This is a genomic window from Prescottella equi (assembly GCF_002094305.1).
GTDB classification, from domain to species: Bacteria; Actinomycetota; Actinomycetes; order Mycobacteriales; family Mycobacteriaceae; genus Prescottella; species Prescottella equi.
The window spans coordinates 30,721-50,991 of record NZ_LWTX01000007.1; the positions used below are offsets into that span (position 1 = coordinate 30,721).

At 69.4% G+C, this 20,271-nt stretch carries 17 protein-coding genes and 1 pseudogene; 5 read left to right on the forward strand and 13 right to left on the reverse strand.

Going from position 1 to position 20,271, the window contains the following annotated elements; genetic code table 11:
* Nucleotides 1-2 precede the first annotated feature (2 nt).
* Nucleotides 3-773: a LysR substrate-binding domain-containing protein gene (locus A6I89_RS17120; protein ID WP_022595537.1), complete on the forward strand. Its 771-nt coding sequence runs from the start codon at nucleotides 3-5 to the stop codon at nucleotides 771-773.
* Between the two features lie 15 nt (nucleotides 774-788).
* Here the strand turns inward: A6I89_RS17120 and A6I89_RS17125 are convergent, their stop codons facing one another.
* The 4 genes from A6I89_RS17125 to A6I89_RS17140 form a co-directional block, all read right to left on the reverse strand.
* Nucleotides 789-1,718, reverse strand: a complete 930-nt coding sequence (locus A6I89_RS17125) for a hydrogen peroxide-inducible genes activator (RefSeq protein WP_005513671.1) — start codon at nucleotides 1,716-1,718, stop codon at nucleotides 789-791.
* A 72-nt stretch (nucleotides 1,719-1,790) separates the two neighbouring features.
* Nucleotides 1,791-2,093: a hypothetical protein gene (locus A6I89_RS17130; RefSeq protein ID WP_044990896.1), complete on the reverse strand. Its 303-nt coding sequence runs from the start codon at nucleotides 2,091-2,093 to the stop codon at nucleotides 1,791-1,793.
* 148 nt (nucleotides 2,094-2,241) lie between these two features.
* Nucleotides 2,242-2,829: a transglycosylase family protein gene (locus A6I89_RS17135; protein ID WP_005513675.1), complete on the reverse strand. Its 588-nt coding sequence runs from the start codon at nucleotides 2,827-2,829 to the stop codon at nucleotides 2,242-2,244.
* A 346-nt stretch (nucleotides 2,830-3,175) separates the two neighbouring features.
* A complete protein-coding gene (locus A6I89_RS17140; RefSeq protein ID WP_022595533.1) occupies nucleotides 3,176-3,883 on the reverse strand; it encodes a hypothetical protein in 708 nt (235 codons plus the stop codon).
* Between the two features lie 17 nt (nucleotides 3,884-3,900).
* On the opposite strand from A6I89_RS17140, the gene A6I89_RS17145 reads away from it, so the two are divergent.
* Nucleotides 3,901-4,152 carry a hypothetical protein gene (locus tag A6I89_RS17145; RefSeq protein ID WP_005513679.1) on the forward strand — a complete coding sequence of 84 codons (252 nt, stop codon included), beginning with the start codon at nucleotides 3,901-3,903 and terminating at the stop codon, nucleotides 4,150-4,152.
* Nucleotides 4,153-4,155: 3 nt separating this feature from the next.
* Here the strand turns inward: A6I89_RS17145 and A6I89_RS25105 are convergent, their stop codons facing one another.
* From A6I89_RS25105 to A6I89_RS17160, 4 genes and pseudogenes are all read right to left on the reverse strand, one after another.
* The gene (locus A6I89_RS25105; protein ID WP_372489630.1) at nucleotides 4,156-5,085 is read right to left on the reverse strand and encodes a substrate-binding domain-containing protein; all 930 of its coding nucleotides are present in this window, start codon (nucleotides 5,083-5,085) and stop codon (nucleotides 4,156-4,158) included.
* Between the two features lie 45 nt (nucleotides 5,086-5,130).
* Nucleotides 5,131-6,150, reverse strand: a pseudogene (locus A6I89_RS25110) (ABC transporter permease); the annotation flags it as partial.
* Nucleotides 6,147-7,640 (reverse strand): sugar ABC transporter ATP-binding protein, encoded by a 1,494-nt coding sequence (locus tag A6I89_RS17155; RefSeq protein ID WP_013415798.1) that lies wholly within the window; start codon nucleotides 7,638-7,640, stop codon nucleotides 6,147-6,149. The gene A6I89_RS17155 and the pseudogene A6I89_RS25110, both read right to left, overlap by 4 nt.
* Entirely contained in the window at nucleotides 7,637-8,611 is a 975-nt protein-coding gene (locus A6I89_RS17160) for a ribokinase (RefSeq protein ID WP_022595528.1), read from the reverse strand. Before A6I89_RS17160 ends, A6I89_RS17155 begins: the two co-directional genes overlap by 4 nt.
* Before the next feature lie 184 nt (nucleotides 8,612-8,795).
* Between A6I89_RS17160 and A6I89_RS17165 the strand changes: the two genes are divergently transcribed.
* Nucleotides 8,796-9,794 (forward strand): LacI family DNA-binding transcriptional regulator, encoded by a 999-nt coding sequence (locus A6I89_RS17165; protein ID WP_005513683.1) that lies wholly within the window; start codon nucleotides 8,796-8,798, stop codon nucleotides 9,792-9,794.
* A 16-nt stretch (nucleotides 9,795-9,810) separates the two neighbouring features.
* Here A6I89_RS17165 and A6I89_RS17170 read toward each other — a convergent pair whose 3' ends face one another.
* Nucleotides 9,811-11,004 (reverse strand): aminotransferase family protein, encoded by a 1,194-nt coding sequence (locus A6I89_RS17170; protein WP_044990916.1) that lies wholly within the window; start codon nucleotides 11,002-11,004, stop codon nucleotides 9,811-9,813.
* A 177-nt stretch (nucleotides 11,005-11,181) separates the two neighbouring features.
* On the opposite strand from A6I89_RS17170, the gene hrpA reads away from it, so the two are divergent.
* Nucleotides 11,182-15,123, forward strand: coding sequence for an ATP-dependent RNA helicase HrpA (hrpA, locus tag A6I89_RS17175; protein ID WP_022595526.1), 3,942 nt, complete (start codon nucleotides 11,182-11,184; stop codon nucleotides 15,121-15,123).
* A 41-nt stretch (nucleotides 15,124-15,164) separates the two neighbouring features.
* Here hrpA and nrdR read toward each other — a convergent pair whose 3' ends face one another.
* Both nrdR and A6I89_RS17185 read right to left on the reverse strand, forming a co-directional pair.
* Complete coding sequence (nrdR, locus tag A6I89_RS17180; RefSeq protein WP_013415794.1) at nucleotides 15,165-15,653, reverse strand: transcriptional regulator NrdR; 489 nt, start codon at nucleotides 15,651-15,653, stop codon at nucleotides 15,165-15,167.
* A gap of 241 nt (nucleotides 15,654-15,894) precedes the next feature.
* Entirely contained in the window at nucleotides 15,895-16,479 is a 585-nt protein-coding gene (locus tag A6I89_RS17185) for a LysM peptidoglycan-binding domain-containing protein (RefSeq protein WP_232244714.1), read from the reverse strand.
* Between the two features lie 258 nt (nucleotides 16,480-16,737).
* Here A6I89_RS17185 and lexA point away from each other — a divergent pair, with 258 nt between their 5' ends.
* Entirely contained in the window at nucleotides 16,738-17,466 is a 729-nt protein-coding gene (gene lexA / locus A6I89_RS17190) for a transcriptional repressor LexA (RefSeq protein ID WP_005513690.1), read from the forward strand.
* Between the two features lie 63 nt (nucleotides 17,467-17,529).
* Here the strand turns inward: lexA and A6I89_RS17195 are convergent, their stop codons facing one another.
* Nucleotides 17,530-18,675, reverse strand: coding sequence for an acyl-CoA dehydrogenase family protein (locus A6I89_RS17195; RefSeq protein ID WP_005513691.1), 1,146 nt, complete (start codon nucleotides 18,673-18,675; stop codon nucleotides 17,530-17,532).
* 164 nt (nucleotides 18,676-18,839) lie between these two features.
* On the reverse strand, nucleotides 18,840-20,096 hold the full coding sequence (locus tag A6I89_RS17200; protein WP_005513693.1) for a uracil-xanthine permease family protein: 1,257 nt from the start codon (nucleotides 20,094-20,096) through the stop codon (nucleotides 18,840-18,842).
* Nucleotides 20,097-20,271 lie beyond the last annotated feature (175 nt).

Below are 20,271 nucleotides of genomic sequence, written 5' to 3' on the forward strand. Positions count from 1 at the left end.
CGGTGACCGAGGCGACTGCATCCCGACCGTTCCGGCTCGCGTACGTCCCCGGTGTCGTCCCCGCGAAATGGGTTCGGATCTGGGGAGAACGCGTGACCGACACCCCGCTCGAACTGGTGGCGGTCGATGCTGCCGACGCCACGACAGCCCTGCGCGAGGATCGCGCCGACGCGGCCCTGCTACGACTACCGATCGACCGGGACGGGCTGAGCGTCATCGCCCTCTACGAAGAGGTGCCGGTCGTGGTGATCCCCAAGGACCACGTGTTCACGGCCGCGGAAGAGGTCGACCTCACCGACCTCGCCGAGGAACTCGTGCTCGATCCCCTCGACACCCCGTTGGCGTGGGACGCGCTGCCGGGAAACCCGGCACAGGATCGCCCAGCCACGACGGGTGACGCGATCGAACTGGTCGCCGCCGGCGTCGGCGTCGTGACGGTGCCGATGTCGCTCGCCCGACTACACCATCGCAAGGATCTGACCTACCGCCCGATCGCGCACGGTCCCGCCTCGCAGGTCGCGTTGTCGTGGGTGGAGGATCGCACGACCGACTTGGTCGAGGAGTTCATCGGCATCGTGCGCGGACGCACGGCCAACAGCTCGCGTGGACGCAATCCGCACGAGACTCCGAAGACCAAGTCCAAGGCGCCGCGATCAGCTCAACCGCGCGCAGCGAAGCAACAGCCGGCCACGTCGGGCAAGGCGCGCGCCCAGGACTCGCGTCGCGGTAAGCCCGGCAGCAAGGCCAAGCCCGGCGGACGCAAGCGGCGCTGAAACGCCTCGGCCGTCTCAGGCGGCCACGGTGACGCCGGCCGGCGCCGCGGCCCGCAACAGCCCGGCCAGTTGCCGGTAACCCTCGGCTCGACCGCTCGAGGCCCGGAAGACGAGTCCCACCGTCCGCCCCGGCGCGGGTGCGGCGAAGCGCGCGGTGCCCAGATCGCCGCGGCGCGTCTCGACCGGCACCGCGGAGTCCGGGACGAGGGTCACGCCCAATCCCCCGGCGACGCACTGCACGACGGTTGCCAGCGAGGTAGCGCGGGTGTCCCCGGACAGGGGGTGGGCGTCGACCGAGCGGCACAGATCCAATGTCTGGTCGCGCAGGCAGTGGCCCTCGTCCAGCAGCAGGAGCGGCAATTCGTCCAAAACCTGGAGAGGCAGGTCGTCGCGGCCCGCGAAGACGTGATCCCGCGGAAGGACGACCACGAAGTCCTCGCGGTAGAGCGGAATCTCGATCAGGCCGGGCGCCTCCGATGGCAGGGCGAGGACGGCGACATCGATGGCGCCGGCACGCAGGGATTCGAGCAGCCTTGCGGTCTGGTCCTCCACGACCTGGGGCACGAGGGCCGGCATCTCGCGGCGGACCGCGGGCAGCAGCGCCGGGAGCACGTACGGCGCGACGGTCGGGATCAGACCGATACGCAACGGCCCGACGAGACTGTCGCCCACACCGGCGGCCGCCGCGACGAACCCGTCCGCGGCATCGAGGATCAACTTGGCCTGCGCCAGCAGCTGCTCACCGGCCGAGGTGACCAGGACCCGCCGGGTGCTCCGTTCGATCAACTGCACGCCCAGACCGTTCTCGAGCGAGGCCAGCGACTGGGACAGCGTCGGCTGACTCACGCTCAACCGCGCGGCGGCGGTACCGAAGTGGCGATACTCGGCCACCGCGACGAAGGCACGCAGCTGTGACAGTGTCGGTTGATAGGTCCCATCAGCCATGCCTATCAGTGTAGTAGGACCTATCGCCTTACCCTCTCGAGACGCACCCATGCCGAGACGCCGGGCGGCGGATCAGCTGCTGCTGCTGAAGCCGAGGGCGCCGGGAGCGAAGACCACTCGGTACCAGACGTCCTGAGCGGCATCGTAGGTGCAGGGTTCGAGGACGACCGCCCGCGAGGACTTCTCCATCGCGAGCGCCTTGTTGCACACGTACTCGGCGCTCTCGCCGGACGTCTCTGCGCGATACAGGGGTCCGATCCGCCACGGCGTCGCCTCTGCGGACGCGACCCCGAACGAGGCGGCGAAGGCCAGCGGTGCCGCCACCACGCCCAGCACCGCGGCCGTGCGTCGAACAGTACGAAGAGATCGCGTCACGAGAACTCCTTGGCGGTTGACAGCATCGGTGTCCCTACCGTCGCGGAGGACCGACCGATCGTTACGGCGTCGCGGCTTCGGATGCGACACAGCCCCGCCGGGAGGGGGATACCGGCGGGGCTGTGAGTTCGTGCGGCGCGGGGGCCGATCAGATGGACAGGGTCTGTCCGGGGAAGATCAGGTCCGGGTTCTGGACCTGCGCGACGAGGTTCGCGAGCGAGACGCCGTGGTTCTGCGCGATCTGGGACAGCGTGTCGCCCAGCTGGACGACGTAGTTGCCGACACCGGCGGGAACCGTCTGGGCCCACTCGGCGACCTGCTGCTGGACGGGAGCCGGCGCGGTCACCTGGGCCGGAGCCTCCTGTGCGATCGACTCGACCGAGCCGGTCGCGGTGCTGCCGCCCGTGAGGTACTGGCCACACACCGGCCACGCCCCGACACCCTGGCCGTCGAGGACGTTCTCGGCGACGCGGATCTGCTCGGCCTGGCTCGCGTTGCTGGCGCTGCCGGTGCCGCCGTAGGCCTCCCAGGTGCTCTGCGAGAACTGCAGGCCGCCGTAGTAGCCGTTGCCGGTGTTGGCCGACCAGTTGCCGGACGACTCACACTCGGCGACGCCGGACCAGTCATGGCTGCCCGCCGCAGACGCGGTGCCGGTTCCGAGCGCCAACGGGATCGCGACGACAGCGCCGGTGGCAACGACTGCGCCCATGGCGCGCTTGATGGTGAAGCTGGTCATTCGGGTAGATCCTCTCCGCTCCTGCCGGCGAGACGGCGTTCGCGCACCGACGTTGTCGGGCGGACTCGTGTCCGTTTCACCGCTGCCCCCTCGAAGAATCGGGTGTCCGGATCGCGGGGACAGGTTCGTGCAGCGGCGATCCGGCGTGGTCCGTTGGTCTCGAACCGATAACGACCGTAGGGCACCGTCACGGAAAGGTCACGGCCCGCAATTCCGGTACGCGCGTCCGGAAACAGGCCCCTACACGGCCCGTTGCCGCAGTTGCGTTCGGCGTGTCGGCAAGTCGACAGACCGGTCGTAATCCAGTCGTTATGTGATGATCGACACGCGGATCAGGAGATCCAGGTCACTGGTCAACGGCGCCCGAACGCGCCGCGCGCTGCCCTGCGGCGAGATCCTCCGCATCGAGCAGAACCGCGATCTCCGCACCCAACTCGACGCCCGGAGCCAGCGGCAGCCGGTCGCCACTCCAGAACCGTCCGGGGTCGTACCAGTTGGTGCGCCGGTCCTCGGTCAGCAAGCCCATCGCCGCGTACGTCGACGCGACCACCTCGGCGCAGTAGGCGCTCTCGAGGCCCGCGCTGTGCGGGCTGCTCGCCCGTCGCCGCAGGGACGGCATCCGGCCACCGAACCAGCGCGACGCGAGACGCACGGAGGACGGGAACGGAGTGCCGTCGAGGCGCGCGATGGTGCGCAGCAACGCGTCCTCCTGCTCACCGGTCACCGGCTTCGCCAGCTGGCGCAGCCATCCGCGCTGGCCGTAGCGCGCGCCCCACACCTGCACCGCCGCGCGCAGATCGTGTAGCTGGACGCCGCGCTGGAACTTGCCGGTCCACATGTCCGGCAGGGACCGCCCCAGTTCGGCGTGCCACATGAGGGGCGGCAGATCGTCGAGCACGACGGACATGCCGACATGATTGACAGGACTGTTGGTGAGTGTCTGGATCGCCCGGTCGGCACCGGACTGCCCCCGGAAAATCCAGATGTCTCCCGTGCGAGTGACCTCGACCGCCTCGTCGAGGGTGATCTCCGATGAGTGCGTCTGCCGAATCATCCGCCTAGCCTAGAGCGATGCGCATCGACGGCAGGCATCTGTGGAAGGCACTCGGGCTGGCGGGCGCGGTGGGTGTCGCCGCAACGGGAGCGCTCGCGATGCGCGCCGAACGACAGCGCCGCGCCTACACCCCCGACGAGGTGCGAGACCGGCTGCACACGCGGTTCGCCCGCGCTGCCGCAGACACGGACAGTCGCCGGACGGTGGATCTGACTCCCGTCAGACCCACTGTCCGGCAACGTCTCTCGCGCCTGTCGAAGCGGCGCTGATCGTCAGTTGTCGGTGGCTGTGACCACCCGCACCGGCACGCTGTGCACCGCGCCGGTCTCACTCGTGTCCGCGACCACCGAGTCGCCTGTCGTCTCGACGGACAGTCGTATGGCATCGACGCCGAGCACCGTCGGCTGCTGGGCCACATCGGCGTTCACGGTGCCCGCCTCGACTGCGGCCAATCCGTCCGGCGTGCCGTCGAAACCGACGATCTTGATCTGACCGCCGGCGCGGGGGCCGAGCGCCTTGACCGCGCCGAGCGCCATCTCGTCGTTGGCGGCGAACACCCCGCGGATGTCCGGGTTCGACTGCAGCACGTTCGACATCACGTCGAGCGCCTTGGTGCGGTCGAAGTCGGCGGGCTGCGACGCGACCACCGTGATGCCCGGATGCCGCGCGATCTCCTCGTCGAATCCGGTCCGCCGGTCGCGCGCCGCGGACGTGCCCGGCTTGCCCTCGAGCACCGCGACGGGGCCGGTGCCGACCAACTCGGCCAACTGCCTGGCGGCCAGTCGTCCACCCTCGACGTTGTCGGAGGCCACTGTCGTGACGACGAGGCCACCGCTCGGCGCGCGATCGAGCGCAATCACTGGGATGCCGGCCGCATTGGCGGCCTGGACGGACGGCACGACGGCATCGGAGTCGACGGGATTCACGACGATCGCATCGACACCGCGGGCGATCGCGTTCTGGATGTCGTTGGCCTGCCGGGACGGATCGGAACCAGCGTCGGTGACGGTCAGTTTCACGCCGAGTCGGTCCGCCTCCTCCTGCGCACCCTCGCGGACGTCGACGAAGAACGGGTTGTTCAGCGTCGACAACGACAGCGCGATCCGGGTGCCGGACGCGCCGCCACTGCGCTGGCGGTCGACGATCGCCCACCCCGCCGCGATCACGACGAGCACCAGCACCGCGGCACCGGCCTTGCGCACCGCCGGACTCTTCAGCGGTCCGCCGCCCTTGCCGCCGGTGCGGCGGCGCCGTCGCAGCGTGTCGAACAGGACCGCCGCGGCGATGACGGCACCGATCACGACCTGCTGCCAGAATGCGGAGACGTCGAGCAGGTTGAGTCCGTTGCGCAGGATCGCCAGGATCAGCGCGCCGATCAGGGTGCCGACAGCGGTGCCGACGCCACCGGACAGGCTCGCGCCGCCGATCACCACGGCCGCGATCGCGTCGAGTTCGTAGCCGGTGCCCGCCTCGGGCTGCGCCGACGCCAGCCGGGCCGCGAGCAGAATGCCGGCGACCGCCGCGAACAGCCCCGACAGCGCGTAGACCAGCACCTGCTGCCGGTTCACCCGGATCCCGGACAAACGCGCGGCCTCGGCGTTGCCGCCGATCGCATACATCGCGCGACCTGGGTAGGTGCGGCGCAGGATCAGGCCGGTGGCGATCGCGGCGGCGATCAACACCAACACGGGATACGGCAGGAAGCCGAACAACTCACCGCTGCCGAGGGTGGCCAGCCAGCCGTCCACGGGGATCGGCCGTCCGTCGGCGATCACCAACGCGAGACCACGCGCGACGGACAGCATCGCGAGTGTCGCGATGAAGGGGGGCATCCGCCCGGCCGTGATGAGGATGCCCGAAACCACCCCCGCCAGGACGCCCGAGGCCATACCGGCGAGCACCGCCAGCCACATCGGCACGCCTGCGGTCGTCGCGGTCCAGCCGGTGACGATGCCCGACAGCCCCGCGATCGAACCCACCGACAGGTCGATGCCACCGCTGACGATCACGAACGTCATACCGAAGGCGAGCACCGCCGTCACCGACGCCTGCACGCCGACATTGAGGAGGTTGTTCGTGGTGAGGAAGTCCCCCGACAGCAGCGCCAGCAGCACCACCAGGGCGACGAGGGCCGCGAGCGGGCCACCCGTGCCGCGCACTGACGTCACCCACCGCCACAGCGCTCCCCGGGAGGATGGGGGCGGCTCGCCCGCCGCCGACGTTCCCGCGCGTGCGGGATCGGTGTTGTTCTCGGGCACCGCCCTCATCCTTCCGTGACCGCGAGAGCCATGACGCTCTCCTGGGTTGCCTGGGTACCGTCCAGCTCGCCGCGGACTCGGCCGTCCGCCATCACGAGCACACGGTCGCTGAGCCCGAGCAGTTCGGGTAGATCGCTCGACACGACCACCACGGCGGTGCCGTCGGCGGTCAGTTCGGCGATCAGTTCGTAGATCTCCGCGCGGGCACCGACATCGATGCCGCGGGTGGGTTCGTCGAGGATCAGTACCCGCGGCTTGGCCATCAGCCACTTGCCGATGACGATCTTCTGCTGGTTGCCGCCGGACAGGGTTACTGCCGGCTGTTCGGGGCCGTACACGCGGATCCCCATCCGCTGCACGGCGGTCCGCGCCTTCGCCGCCTGATCGTTCAGGTCGACCAGTCCGAGCCGGGTTCGGTCGCCGAGCGTGGCGAGTCCGAGGTTCTCCTCCACCGACGCGCCGAGTACCAGTCCCTGGCCCGCACGGTCCTCCGGCACCAGCGCGAGACCGGCCTCGTGCGCGGCGACGACGTCGCCGCGGCGCACCGGCCGGCCGTCGACGAGCACCTCGCCGCGGTCGTACCGGTCGGCGCCGAAGATCGCCCGCACCACCTCGGTGCGGCCGGCGCCGACCAGGCCGCCGATGCCGACGACCTCTCCGGCGCGCACGGTGAGGTCGACGCCGTCGAATTCCCCGTCCCGGCCGAGACCGCGCACCTCGAGCACGACGTCGCCGATCTCGTTGCGGCGCGGCGGATACTGCTGCTCGATCGAGCGGCCGACCATGAGCCGCACCAGTTCGTCGACATCCGTGTCGGCAGGGACCTCCCCCACCTTCGCGCCGTCGCGCAGCACCGAGACGCGGTCCCCGATCTCGGCGACCTCGCCGAGCAGGTGCGAGATGAACACCACGCCGACGCCGCGGTCGGTGAGGCTGCGCACGATGTCGAACAGCGCGGTGACCTCGCCTCGGCTCAGCACCGCGGTGGGCTCGTCCATGATCAGGAAGCGGGTGTCGATGCTGAGGGCTTTCGCGATCTCGACCATCTGACGTCGGGCCACACCGAGGTCGCCGACAGTGGCGTCCACGTCCAGATCGAGTCCGGTGCGATCGAGCAATTCCCGAGCCTGGCGACGCATCGCGCGGGTGTCGACCAGCCCGAATCGGCGTGGAGGCCGGCCGAGGAAGATGTTCTCGGCCACCGTCAGATGCGGCACGAGTGCCATCTCCTGATGGATCGTCGAGATGCCCAGCGCCTCCGCGTCGCCGGGCCCGCGCAACCGCACGGCGGCGCCGTCCACCCGGATCTCGCCGGTGTCGGGCTGATGCACGCCGGCCATCATCTTGATCAGCGTGGACTTGCCGGCGCCGTTCTCGCCGAGCAGGACGTGCACCTCACCGCCGCGCACATCGAAGTCCACCGAATCGAGAGCTCGCACACCGGGGTACAGCTTGGAGACACCGTCCAGTTCCAGCCGTCCCGGCCGCGCGCCGCTCACGACCGGCTCCCCGCTCGCGCCGCGAGAACCTGTTCGCGGGTGGGCATCGCCGACTGCGCCCCCGCCGCCGTGACGGCGATCGCGGCGGCCTCCACCGCCCAGCGCACGGCGTCGTCGAGCGCCTCGCCGCGCACCAGCGCATCCGCGAGAGCACCGGTGAACGTGTCACCGGCCCCGGTCGGATCGACGACCCGCTCGACGGGAACCGCCGGTACCTCGGTGACCGCGCCGCCCCGCACCAGCACCGCGCCGTCGGAGCCGAGGGTGACCACGACGGCCGCTGGTCCGGAGAGCCGGCCCGCCATCCGCGCCGCCTGCACCGACGTCGCCGGTTCGGCCTCCCCCGCGAGCAACGCCAGTTCCGAGCGGTTGACGATGAGGACGTCGACACGGCCGAGCACGTCGGCTGCGACCGGTCGCGCGGGCGACGGGTTGAGGACGACGGTGCCACCCGCGAGCGCGATCGCTTCCGCGACGGCGGCGTCGGGGATCTCGAGTTGGACCACGGTCACCAGCGCCCGCCGCAGGTCGTCGGCGGCCGTCCGCACCGCGGCGGCGTCGAGATCACCGTTGGCGCCGGCGAGCACCGTGATGCAGTTCTCGCCGGAGTCGTCCACCTGGACGACGGCGGCGCCGGTCCGGGCACCCGATCGTTCGCCGAGCCCCACCAGGTCGATGCCCTCGGCCCCCAACGCTTCTCGCACCGCGCGCCCGTCGGCGTCGTCGCCGACCGCACCCACGAGCCCCACGCGTCGACCGAGGCGCGCGGCGGCCACCGCCTGATTCGAACCCTTCCCGCCGACGTGCTCGGCGGCGCCGATCCCCAACACCGTTTCACCGGGCGCAGGCAACCGCGGGACCCGGATGACGGTGTCGACGTTGACGGACCCCACGACGACGACTTCCGGCGACACCGACGGTGACGCACGGTCGGACACGTGCGGGCGCTGTGACGGTCGCGTCTGGGACATCGGGACGGCCTCTCGGTCGGATAGAGCTACTGCATCACGAACTGAAATCGTTTTCCGTGACGCCTCCCACGATGACGGAGTGATGCGCATTGCGTCAAGACGCTCGATGCGTACGTTCTGGTCTGGATTGCCGCCACATCCGGTAATCGTTTACCGTGACGTTTCCACGATCCCGAGGGGTTCCATGCGTGCCACCATTCGCGATGTCGCCGCGCGAGCCGGAGTGTCGGTCGCGACGGCCTCACGCGCGCTGTCGAGCGAGCGCGGCGTCCGCCCCGAGAACCGCGAACGCGTACTGGCCGCCGCAGCCGCGCTCGACTACCAGCCCAACATCCTGGCAGCGGCGCTACGCGGACGTACCACCTACACGGTCGGCATGGTGGTACCCAGCATCGGCAACCCGTACTTCGCGACGCTCGTCGAGGCGGTCGAACACCAACTTCGCGACGACGACCGCAGCCTCCTGCTCGCCAACTCCCGCTACGAACCGCAGACCGAGCGCCGCCAGATCCAGGCACTGCTCGACCGCCGGGTCGACTCCCTGATCCTCGTACCCTGCGACCGCGCGGCCAGCCGGACCGCCACCGCGGACGCCGCGGCCCGGGTACCGACCGTGCAGGTCGACCTCCGAGTCGACGACCACGCCGGCAGCTCGGTCACGGTCGACAACGAGTTCGGTCTCCGGCTGGCAGTCGACCACGTCCTCGACCGCGGCGCCTCGCGTCCGGTGTTCGTGGGCGCCGAACCCGTCGACTCGTCCGCACAGGAACGACTCGACGGCTACCGGCAGGCGATCTCCCGACGCGGGTTCACCGATCCCGACGTCCTGCTCGGCGACTTCAGCACCGACTGGGGACGCGAGGCGGCCCGCCTCATCGTCACACGCGGCCCCCGACCCGACGCCGTGATCTGCGGGAACGACATGATCGCGCTCGGCGTGCTCGACGGACTGGCCGCGGCCGGGCTCACCGTCCCCGACGACATCCAGGTCACCGGCTTCGACGACACTCCGTATGCGGCGCTGTCGCGGCCGTCGCTCACCACGGTGCGCCAGCCGCAGGACGAGATCGCCGCGCAGGCCGTGAGACTGCTCGACGCCGCGGCCGCCCGCTCGGACGACCCGCCGCCACAGCGCATCGCGATCACCCCCACGCTCGTCGCCCGAGGTTCGACGCTGCCGTGACCTCGCCCGGCCGCGATCAGCCGAGGGCGGCGCGCACGCCGGCAGCCATTTCGGCCACCTGCTCGTCGGTCATGACGAACGACGGCGAGAACTGCATCGCGCCCTGACCGGCCGCGCGGCCCGAGACTCCGTGCGCACGGAGGGTTTTCACGAACGGCAGCGCCTCTGCGGGATCGACCAACTGGACCGCCGCGACGGCCCCGAGCCCGCTGCGTACCTCCGCGACCCGGGGGTGCTCGGCGAGTGGCGCGAGATGCTCGTGCAGCGAGGACTCGAGCCGCTTCGACTCCGCCAGCAGATTCTCCCGCTCGACGATGTCGAGGTTCGCCATGGCGGCCGCGGCGGCGCCGGCGTGGCCGCCGTACGTGTAACCGTGCCGCCACCACACGCCACCGCCGAAGAAGGGTTCGGCCACCGCCGGCGCGACGAACACCGCACCCATCGGGACGTATCCGGAGGTCAGTCCCTTCGCGGTGGTGATCATGTCCGGTTCGAGACCGAACCGGGTGGACGCGAACCACGATCCGCCGATGCGCCCGAAGCCGGTGACGACCTCGTCGACGACGAACAGGATGTCGTGCTCACGGCAGATGTCGCGGACCTCGGTGAGATACCCCTCGGGCGGCAGGTAGATGCCTCCGGCGCCGATGATCGGCTCGCAGAAGAAGGCCGCGATCGCGTCCGCGCCCTCCCGCTCGATGAGTTCGAGCAGGCTCTTCGCGTCGTCCCAGCCGACGGTCCGGGCGTCGGGCATCAGTTCGCCGTAGCCCTCCCGATTGACCGGGATTCCGGCGAGGGCAGTTCCCGCCACGTGCATGCCGTGGTAGGCCTTCTGCCGTCCGACGATCAGCTTCTTCCCGGGACGGCCCATCTCGTTCCAGTACCGCCGGGCGAGCTTGGCGGCCGAGTCGACGGAGTCCGAGCCACCCGACGTGAAGAACACCTTCGATCCGGGCACCGGTGCGATCGCACCGAGCCGCTCGGCGAGGGCGACAGTGGTGTCGGAGGTGAAGTCACCGAAGTTCGAGAAGTGCGCCACCTTCGACAACTGAGCGGCGACGGCGTCGGCGATCTCGGTGCGGCCGTGCCCGACGTTGGTGAACCACAGTCCCGCGGTGGCGTCGAGATAGCGGGTGCCCGCATCGTCCCAGATGTAGGCGCCCTCACCCCGGGAGACGACGAAAGCGCCGTCGCGCTGTACCGCCCCCATGTCGGCGAACCCGTGCCACAGCGCTCCACTCACCACAGTGCTCCACTCATCCGAGACGTACTTCCCAGCTCCTCAGCGACTATGCCACGGTTCCCGCCCGGACCGCCCGGTCGCCGCGACGGCGGGCCGGTTGCAGCGAGAATTACCGTTGCGCGCTTTCGATAGGCTGTGCGGAGCATGTCGACATCACCTTCTGCAGCCGAGATCCAGACCGATCGCCGTGAGGCGAAGAAGCGTCTCGGTGCGCTCACGCTGCGCGACGAGCACCGGCTGCGCCGACGCCTCGATCGCGCCAAGTCCCCGTCCGCCCTCGCCGCCCTGAACGAGGAGATCACCGCGGCCGAGACGCGCATCGCGGGCCGACGCGCCCAGGTCCCGGCGATCACCTATCCCGAGGCGCTGCCCGTCACCCAACGCCGGGACGACATCGCCGCCGCCATCGCGTCGCACCAGGTGGTGATCGTCGCCGGCGAGACAGGCTCCGGCAAGACCACGCAGATCCCGAAGATCTGCCTCGAACTCGGCCGCGGAATCCGGGGCATGATCGGGCACACCCAGCCACGCCGACTCGCGGCCCGCACGGTCGCCGAGCGGATCGCCGAGGAGGTGGGCCGTGACCTGGGCGACACTGTCGGCTACACCGTCCGGTTCACCGACCAGGTCTCCGATTCCACCCTGGTCAAACTGATGACCGACGGCATCCTGCTCGCCGAGATCCAGCGCGACCGAATGCTCCGCCGTTACGACACGCTCATCATCGACGAGGCGCACGAGCGCAGCCTCAACATCGATTTCATCCTCGGCTACCTCAAGCAACTCCTCCCCCGCCGCCCGGACCTGAAGGTCGTCATCACGTCGGCGACGATCGATCCCGAGCGATTCGCCGAACACTTCGCGGTCGACGGTGTGCCCGCACCCATCGTGGAGGTGTCGGGCCGGACGTTCCCGGTGGAGATGCGCTATCGGCCGCTCACCGTCGAGGTGGGCGAGCAGACCTTCGACCGCGATCCCGTCGACGCCGTGTGCGAAGCGGTCCAGGAACTGTCGGCCGAGGGCGACGGCGACATCCTCGTGTTCCTCTCCGGTGAGCGCGAGATCCGCGACACCGCCGACGCGTTGCGCGACCGCAAGCTGCGGGGCACCGAGATCGTGCCGCTGTACGCGCGGCTGTCCGCGGCCGAACAGCACAAGGTGTTCACCCCGCACAGCGGGCGACGGGTGGTGCTGTCCACCAACGTCGCCGAGACGTCGCTGACCGTGCCCGGCATCCGATACGTCGTCGACCCGGGCACCGCGCGAATCTCGCGCTACTCGGTGCGGACCAAGGTGCAGCGCCTGCCCATCGAACCGATCTCGCAGGCGTCGGCCCGCCAGCGCGCGGGCCGCTGCGGCCGCGTCGCGGACGGCATTTGCATCCGGTTGTACTCGGAGGACGACTTCGAGGCACGTCCCCAGTTCACCGAACCGGAGATCCTGCGCACCAACCTCGCGTCCGTCGTTCTGCAGATGACCGCGCTCGGGCTCGGCGACATCGAGGCGTTCCCGTTCGTGGAGAAGCCCGACCCGCGCGCGATCCGCGACGGCATCGCACTGCTCGAGGAACTGGGTGCGATCGCGGCCGGCAAGCAGCCCGCGAAGGGTGACGGCCCGGTCCCGGCCGGCCCGCAGCTCACCGCCACCGGCCGCGAACTCGCCCAGCTCCCGGTCGATCCGCGGATGGCCCGGATGCTCGTCGAGGCGCACCGCAACGGGTGCCTGCACGAGATGCTGGTCATCGTCTCGGCACTGTCGATCCAGGACGTCCGGGAACGCCCCGCCGAGTTCCAGCAGGCCGCCGACGAGAAGCATGCGCGCTTCAACGTGGAGAACTCCGACTTCCTGGCCTACCTGAAGCTGTGGGAGTACCTGCGCGAGCAGCGGAAGGAGCTGAGCGGGGGCCAGTTCCGCAAGATGTGTCGCAACGAGTTCCTGCACTGGTTGCGTATCCGCGAATGGCAGGACCTGCACGGCCAGCTCCGTCAGATCGCCCGCGGCCTCGGCTGGGAGACATCCGGTTCCGGCTCCTCGCAGGCGTCGGAGACGTCGATCCACCAGTCGCTGCTGGCGGGACTGCTCTCGCACATCGGTCTGCGTGAGGGCGACAAGCGTGACTTCCTCGGCGCCCGTGGCAGCCGGTTCGCGATCTTCCCCGGATCTGGCCTGTTCAAGAAGCCGCCACGCTGGGTGATGGCCGCCGAACTCGTCGAGACGTCACGATTGTGGGCCAGGATGGCCGCCCGGATCGAGCCCGAATGGGCGGAGAAGCTGGCCCCCCACCTGGTCAAGCGCACCTACTCGGAGCCGCACTGGTCCACCAAACGCGCCTGCGCGATGGCCTACGAGCGGGTCACCCTCTACGGCGTCCCCCTCGTCACCGAGCGCCCGGTCACGTACAGCTCGATCGATCCTGAGGTGTCGCGCGAGCTGTTCATCCGCCACGCGCTGGTGCAGGGCGAGTGGCAGACGCAGCACAAGTTCTTCCACGCCAACCGGGCGCTGCTCGACGACGTCGAGGAACTCGAACACCGTGCCCGACGCCGTGACATCCTCGTCGACGACGAGACGCTGTTCGAGTTCTACGACGAGCGGGTCGGCGCGGAGGCCGTGTCCGCCAGGCACTTCGACACGTGGTGGAAGAAGGCCCGCCGCGAGAACCCGAATCTGCTCAACTTCACCACGTCCACGGTCGTCAACGCCGATTCCGCCGCAGTCCTCGACGGTGACTACCCGGACGCCTGGCGTCAGGGCGACATCCAGTTCCCGCTGACCTACCAGTTCGAGCCCGGCAAGGACGACGACGGCGTGACGGCGCGGATTCCGGTCGCCCTGCTCGCGGGTCTGCGGCCGGTGGGCTTCGACTGGCTCGTGCCGGGTATGCGCACCGAACTCGTCACCGCGCTGATCAAGACACTGCCCAAACAGCTTCGCCGACAGGTGGTTCCGGCGCCGGACTTCGCTGCGGCCGCACTCGCCGCGGTGAAGCCCCGCTCGGAGTCCCTCGTGCACGCCCTGGCGCGGGAACTCTCCCGCCTGGGGAACTGCCGGATCGAACCCACCGACTTCGACGTCGCTTCGCTGCCGCCGCATCTGCGGATGACGTTTGCGGCAGTCGACGACGAGGGCAAGGTCCTCGGGCGGGACAAGAGCCTGACCGCGCTGCGCCGCGCGCTGGCACCCCGAGTCGAGGTGGAGGTGTCGAAGGCGAACGCGACGACGGAACGCAAGCCCGCGCTGGTGTGGACGGCGCAGACGCTGGGCACCCTGCCCTCGTCGGTGACCCGCGAGATCGGTGGCCAGAAGGTCACCGGATATCCGGCGCTGGTGGCCGAGGAATCCGGGGTCGCGGTACGGGTCCTCACAACGCCGAGCGCGCAGCGCGCGGCGATGCAGGCCGGTACCCGAGAGTTGCTGCTGAAGGCGATTCCGACGCAGGCCAAGTCGGTGACGGGTGGCATGAGCAACATCGACCGACTCGCCCTCGGGCAGAACCCGGACGGCAGCTTCGACGCACTGCTCGAGGACTGCCGCGCCTGCGCGGTCGACGAGCTGATCGCCGAGAACGGCGGACCTGTTCAGGACCCCGCCGCATTCGAGGAACTCAGCGGCAAGGTGCGCGCCCAGTTGGCCACCCGGGTCGCGCGGCTACTTCGAATGCTCCTCCCGTCGCTCACCGAGGCTCATCGACTGTCGACGATCCTCGATCGCAGTTCCGGGGAGGCGGCCGACGACGTACGCGAGCAACGGGAATCGCTGCTGTTCCCCGGGTTCGTCACGGAGTTGGGGTCCAAGCGACTGCGCGAGCTGCCGCGGTACCTCGCGGCAGCGTCGTTGCGCCTCAAGTCCCTGCCGGGCAGCGCCCAGCGGGACCGCGTCGGGATGGACGCGCTCGACCGCGTCTATGCGGCGTACGACCGGATGCTGTCGGCGTTGCCCGAGGAACGCCGCGGCGACGACGACGTCAACGAGATCCTCTGGAAGATCGAGGAACTGCGCGTGAGCCTGTTCGCCCAGTCCCTGGGCACTGCGATACCGGTCTCCGAGAAGCGGGTCCTCAAAGCGATCGACGCCATCCGGCGGTGATCGGTGCCCGGCCCGGGTGCGCCTTGCTCGTTTCGCCTTGCCTACTCGGCGGCGTCGGACTCGGCCAGGTCGCTGCCGCGATCGTCGCGATGCGCACGCAGGTCCTTGATCTCGCGTTCGAAATCCTCGGCCGAACTGAACGACCTGTACACCGACGCGAAACGGAGGTAGGCGACCTCGTCCAGATCGCGAAGCGGCCCGAGAATGGCCAATCCGACCTCGTGGCTGGGAATCTCGGGCGATCCGGCGGCCCGAACCGCGTCTTCGACCTGTTGCGCCAGTAGGTACAGCGCGTCGTTGTCGACCTGGCGGCCCTGACACGCGCGTCGCACGCCCTGCACTACCTTTTCCCGGCTGAAAGGTTCGGTGACGCCGCTCCGCTTGACCACCGAGAGCACTGCGGTCTCGACCGTGCTGAAACGGCGTCCGCACTCCGGGCAGGATCGCCGCCGGCGGATCGCCGCCCCCTCGTCTGCCTCACGGGAATCGACCACGCGTGAATCGGGATGCCGGCAGAACGGGCAGTGCATGGTGAATCCTTCGTGGCCATCGTGGCCGCTGGATTGCTCCTCGATCGCCGCGGGGACCAGCAGAACCGGTCCGTGCAAGGGAGACGCGATATCGACGCGACCACGCGAGGTGGTGGGACTGACAGGATCCGAGGATACCCGCCCGACCGGTCCGGGCACCGACTCGCGGGTAACCGCACCCGCCGGCCGCAGACCCGAAGGGTGCGTGGTGCCCACACATGCCTTGTGCGGCCTCACCGCGTCAGCCCCCGTGCGAGACGGGGCTGATCAGGATCTGCCCCGGACGAACTTCGGCGCCCGACATTGCATTCAGCTCGACGATCCGGTCGACCACCTGGGCGACGGGCGCCTCGGGCGCCACCCGCGCCGCGACGTCACCGAGGGACTCCCCGCGACGAACCTGCACCGAATCCGTCGAGGTCGGGACCGAATCCGTCTGAGCCATCCTCAGGTTGGCGATCGCATCGAGGCCGGCGACCACGCCGGCGGTGATGACGAAGGTCGCGACGACGGCGGACAGTCCCGACGTCGCGCGCTTGCGGCCGTGGGACGGGCCGGCCGCCCGGGACACCTGCGTGCCGGCGTTTCCGTGCCGAGGCGCCGAGCCGTAATGCACCGCACCCGCCGCCGGGCGTGTGGTGTTGCGCTGCCGCTGCTGTCCGCGCGACCCCGTCGACACGAATGTATCGACCGACCGGACGCCCGACGCCGCCGGACGCCGCTCGATCTCGATTCCCGATGCGTCGGCCCGCACGTACACGGCACGCCCCCTGGTCACCTCCCCGAACGCTCGTGTCGTCCGCTGCTGCGAAACTGCCGTACCCATCCGAACCCTCCTGCGAATCGTCGAATCGTTGCAGCTCGCCGTGCTGTCGGAGACCACGCGAACCGCCCACCCTTCACCCTGTTCGATCATGCGTTCGATAGAACAGATATTCGATTTCTACCACGCGGGTCCGACAAAGTCACCAGAATCGCCGACACGGCTCGAACAGATGTTTGAAGTAGCCGACCGATCGGGATAGATTCGACACACCAACCGATACGCATGCGACGTATCCGCGAAGGAGGAGGCGCACCCACGATGAAGGACGACAGCACGAGCACCTCGAGCCGTTCCGGGAGCCCGTCCTCCGGGAACCCTGCGGCCGACGAGGCGACGGCCACGCTCGATGCCTCCCAGCTCACACCGCGCCAACGGAAGGTCCTCGAGGTGATCCGGGCGTCGGTGGCGGAGCGCGGTTACCCCCCGAGCATCCGTGAGATCGGGGACGCGGTGGGCCTGACGTCCACGTCGTCCGTCGCGCACCAGTTGCGAACGCTCGAGCGGAAGGGCTTCCTGCGGCGCGACGCGAACCGGCCCCGCGCCGTCGACGTTCGCGGCCTGGATGGCATCGAGGATGCCGCCACCGAGCGCGACGGATCCGGCGACCGCCCCGCCCCCACGTTCGTGCCCGTCCTGGGCCGAATCGCGGCCGGCGGCCCGATCCTGGCCGAGGAAGCAGTAGAGGATGTCTTCCCGCTCCCTCGCGAACTGGTCGGCCAGGGCTCGCTCTTTCTGCTCAAGGTGGTCGGCGAGTCGATGATCGACGCCGCGATCTGCGACGGCGACTGGGTGGTGGTCCGGCAGCAGAACGTCGCCGAGAACGGCGACATCGTCGCGGCGATGATCGACGGCGAGGCGACGGTCAAGACGTTCAAGCGGACGGGCAAGGACGTGTGGCTGATGCCCCACAACCCCCTGTTCGAGCCCATCCCCGGTAACGACGCCGCCATCCTCGGCAAGGTTGTCACCGTGATGCGCAAGCTCTGACGACACGAGAGAAGGGAGAGGGGACCGCGTCGCGGTCCCCTCTCCCTTCTCCGATCGGTCGGGTCAGCCCAGGTTCAGGCCGCGCCCGATGATCTCCTTCATGATCTCGGTGGTTCCGCCGTAGATCGTCTGGACCCGCGAGTCCATGTACGCCTTGGCGATCGGGTACTCCCGCATGTAGCCGTAGCCTCCGTGCAGTTGCAGGCACCGGTCGATGAGCTTGACCTGGGCCTCCGTCGTCCACCACTTGGCCATCGCCGCCTCCTGCACCGACAGCTTGCCGGCGTTGAGCTGCTCGATGAACTTGTCGACGAGAACCCGCACCGCGGTGGTCTCGGTGGCCAACTCGGCGAGAACGAAGCGGGTGTTCTGGAAGCTGCCGATCGACTTGCCGAACGCCTTGCGGTCGCGGCAGTACTGGATGGTCATGTCGAGGCAGGACTCCATCGCGGCGGCGGCGACGACGGCGATCGACAGGCGTTCCTGCGGCAGGTTCTGCATCAGGTAGATGAACCCCATTCCCTCCTCGCCGAGGAGGTTCTCGGCCGGGACCCGGACGTCGGTGAAGCTCAGTTCCGCCGTGTCCTGCGCCTTGAGGCCGATCTTGTCCAGGTTGCGGCCCCGCTCGAAGCCCTCCATCCCGCGTTCGACGACGAGCAGCGAGAAGCCCTGGGCCCCCTTGTCGGGGTCGGTGCACGCGACGACGATCACCAGGTCCGCGTTGATCCCGTTGGTGATGAACGTCTTGGCGCCGTTGAGGATCCAGTGGTCCCCGTCCTTGACGGCGCGGGTCTTGATGTTCTGCAGGTCGCTGCCGGTGCCCGGTTCGGTCATCGCGATCGCGGTGATCAACTCACCCGAACAGAAGCCGGGCAGCCAGCGCTGCTTCTGCTCCTCGTTCGCCAGCTTGATCAGATACGGGGCGACGACGTCGTTGTGCAGCATGAAGCCGACACCGCTGTAGCCGCCGCGGGTGGTCTCCTCGGTGATGACCGCGTTGTACCGGAAGTCTTCGACCCCGCCACCGCCGTACTCCTCGGGCACAGCCATGCCGAGGAACCCTTGCTTACCCGCCTCGACCCACACCGACCGGTCGACGATGTTCTGCTCCTCCCACTGATCGTGGAAAGGTGCGACGTGCTGGTCGAGGAATTTGCGGTAGGACTCCCGGAAGAGTTCGTGCTCGGGTTCGAACAGGGTGCGTTCCACTGCGTCTCCTCGTGTCGACTTCGCCGGCGTGCGGGCACGCAGCGGCGGACGTGCTTCCTCGACATGACCGTAAAGCGAGTCTCAGTGGCGATCCATGACCGAGACGAGCACGATTCGTGACCGTGTGGTTCGGGTCACGAATCGTGCTCGTCGAGGTGGGTGGACTAGGCGCGCCGGAGCGCGTTCAATCGGCGCATCACCGGGTAGGCGACGAGAATGCCGACCGATCCCCACGCGATGCCCCCGAGTTCGACCGATCCGATCGACAGCGTGAGGTTACCGATGCCGGCGACCAGCGCCGTGGCCACCACGGTGAGGTTGACCGGATCGGTGAAGTCGACCTTGGCGTCCATCCAGATACGGACGCCGAGCACCCCGATCAGGCCGTACAGCACCATCGTTGCACCGCCGATGACGCCGTCCGGAACCGTGAACACCAGCGCACCGAACTTCGGCGAGAACGAGAGGACGACGGCGGTGACGGCAGCCACCCAGTACGCCGCGGTCGAATAGACGCGGGTCGCCGCCATCACGCCGATGTTCTCGGCGTAGGTCGTGGTCCCGGACCCGCCGCCGGCACCGGCGAGGGTGGTGGCGAGACCATCGGCGAACAGCGCGTTGCCGGCGAGGTCGTCGAGCGACTTGCCGGTCATCGCGGACACCGCCTTGACGTGGCCGACGTTCTCGGCGATCAGGACGATCACGACCGGCAGCGCGAGCAGGATCACGGACAGGTCGAAAGACGGACCACGCAGGTGGGGCACACCGAACCAGGCGGCCTCGCGCAACGCGTCGACCCGCTCGTCGGCGAGTCCGCCCGTGATCGCGGCGAAGACCCAACCGACGACGACACCGATGAGGATGCCGAGACGCCCGATGATGCCGGGGCCGATCACGGTGGCGAGGAGGATGCCGAGAAGCGTCACCGCTGCGATCAGCGGCTGCGCCTGGAACGATCCGGCGGCGGTGGGCGCGAGATTGAGCCCGATCAACGCCACCACCGCGCCGGTGACGACGGGCGGCATGACGGCGTCGATGACCCGAGCGCCGATCACCTTGACCGCGAGACCGACGAGCATCAGCACGACGCCCGCGGCGACGACGCCACCGAGCTGGGCGGCGGGGCCGTCACCGGCGGCCGCGGTGAGCGGAGCGATGAAGGCGAACGACGACCCGAGGTAGCTCGGGATCCTGCCGCGGGTGATGAGCAGGAACAGTGCGGTGCCGATGCCGGAGAACAGCAGCGTCGTCGTCACCGGGAAGCCCGTGATCGTCGGCACGAGCAGCGTTGCACCGAACATCGCGATCACGTGCTGCATGCCGATGCCGATCGTGCGCGGCCACGACAGCCGCTCGTGCGGCGCCACGACCGCTCCGTCGCTGATCCGCCGGCCGTCGCCGTGCAGCGCCCATCCGAACATCCCGGTGCCGGCTTCCCGTTCGGGCGCGCTTCCCGCGCGGTCCTCTGTACTCGTCACAGTTGGCCAATACTAGGGCCACCGCCTGCGGCGATACACCACCGCACCGCCCTTGCCCGCTCGAATCACATCCGTACCGAGTGCGCGGTCCGGTGCCGGTCGGGGCCGCCCACCCGCC

Excerpts from the sequence above, each read along its gene's own strand:
- A6I89_RS17125 (WP_005513671.1), bottom strand. The coding sequence starts at position 1,718 with ATGGCTGATGGGACCTATCAACCGACACTGTCACAGCTGCGTGCCTTC.
- A6I89_RS17135 (WP_005513675.1), bottom strand. The coding sequence starts at position 2,829 with ATGACCAGCTTCACCATCAAGCGCGCCATGGGCGCAGTCGTTGCCACC.
- A6I89_RS17140 (WP_022595533.1), bottom strand. The coding sequence starts at position 3,883 with ATGATTCGGCAGACGCACTCATCGGAGATCACCCTCGACGAGGCGGTC.
- A6I89_RS17145 (WP_005513679.1), top strand. The coding sequence starts at position 3,901 with ATGCGCATCGACGGCAGGCATCTGTGGAAGGCACTCGGGCTGGCGGGC.
- A6I89_RS17160 (WP_022595528.1), bottom strand. The coding sequence starts at position 8,611 with ATGTCCCAGACGCGACCGTCACAGCGCCCGCACGTGTCCGACCGTGCG.
- A6I89_RS17165 (WP_005513683.1), top strand. The coding sequence starts at position 8,796 with ATGCGTGCCACCATTCGCGATGTCGCCGCGCGAGCCGGAGTGTCGGTC.
- A6I89_RS17170 (WP_044990916.1), bottom strand. The coding sequence starts at position 11,004 with ATGGGGGCGGTACAGCGCGACGGCGCTTTCGTCGTCTCCCGGGGTGAG.
- hrpA (WP_022595526.1), top strand. The coding sequence starts at position 11,182 with ATGTCGACATCACCTTCTGCAGCCGAGATCCAGACCGATCGCCGTGAG.
- nrdR (WP_013415794.1), bottom strand. The coding sequence starts at position 15,653 with ATGCACTGCCCGTTCTGCCGGCATCCCGATTCACGCGTGGTCGATTCC.
- A6I89_RS17185 (WP_232244714.1), bottom strand. The coding sequence starts at position 16,479 with ATGGGTACGGCAGTTTCGCAGCAGCGGACGACACGAGCGTTCGGGGAG.
- lexA (WP_005513690.1), top strand. The coding sequence starts at position 16,738 with ATGAAGGACGACAGCACGAGCACCTCGAGCCGTTCCGGGAGCCCGTCC.
- A6I89_RS17200 (WP_005513693.1), bottom strand. The coding sequence starts at position 20,096 with ATGTTCGGATGGGCGCTGCACGGCGACGGCCGGCGGATCAGCGACGGA.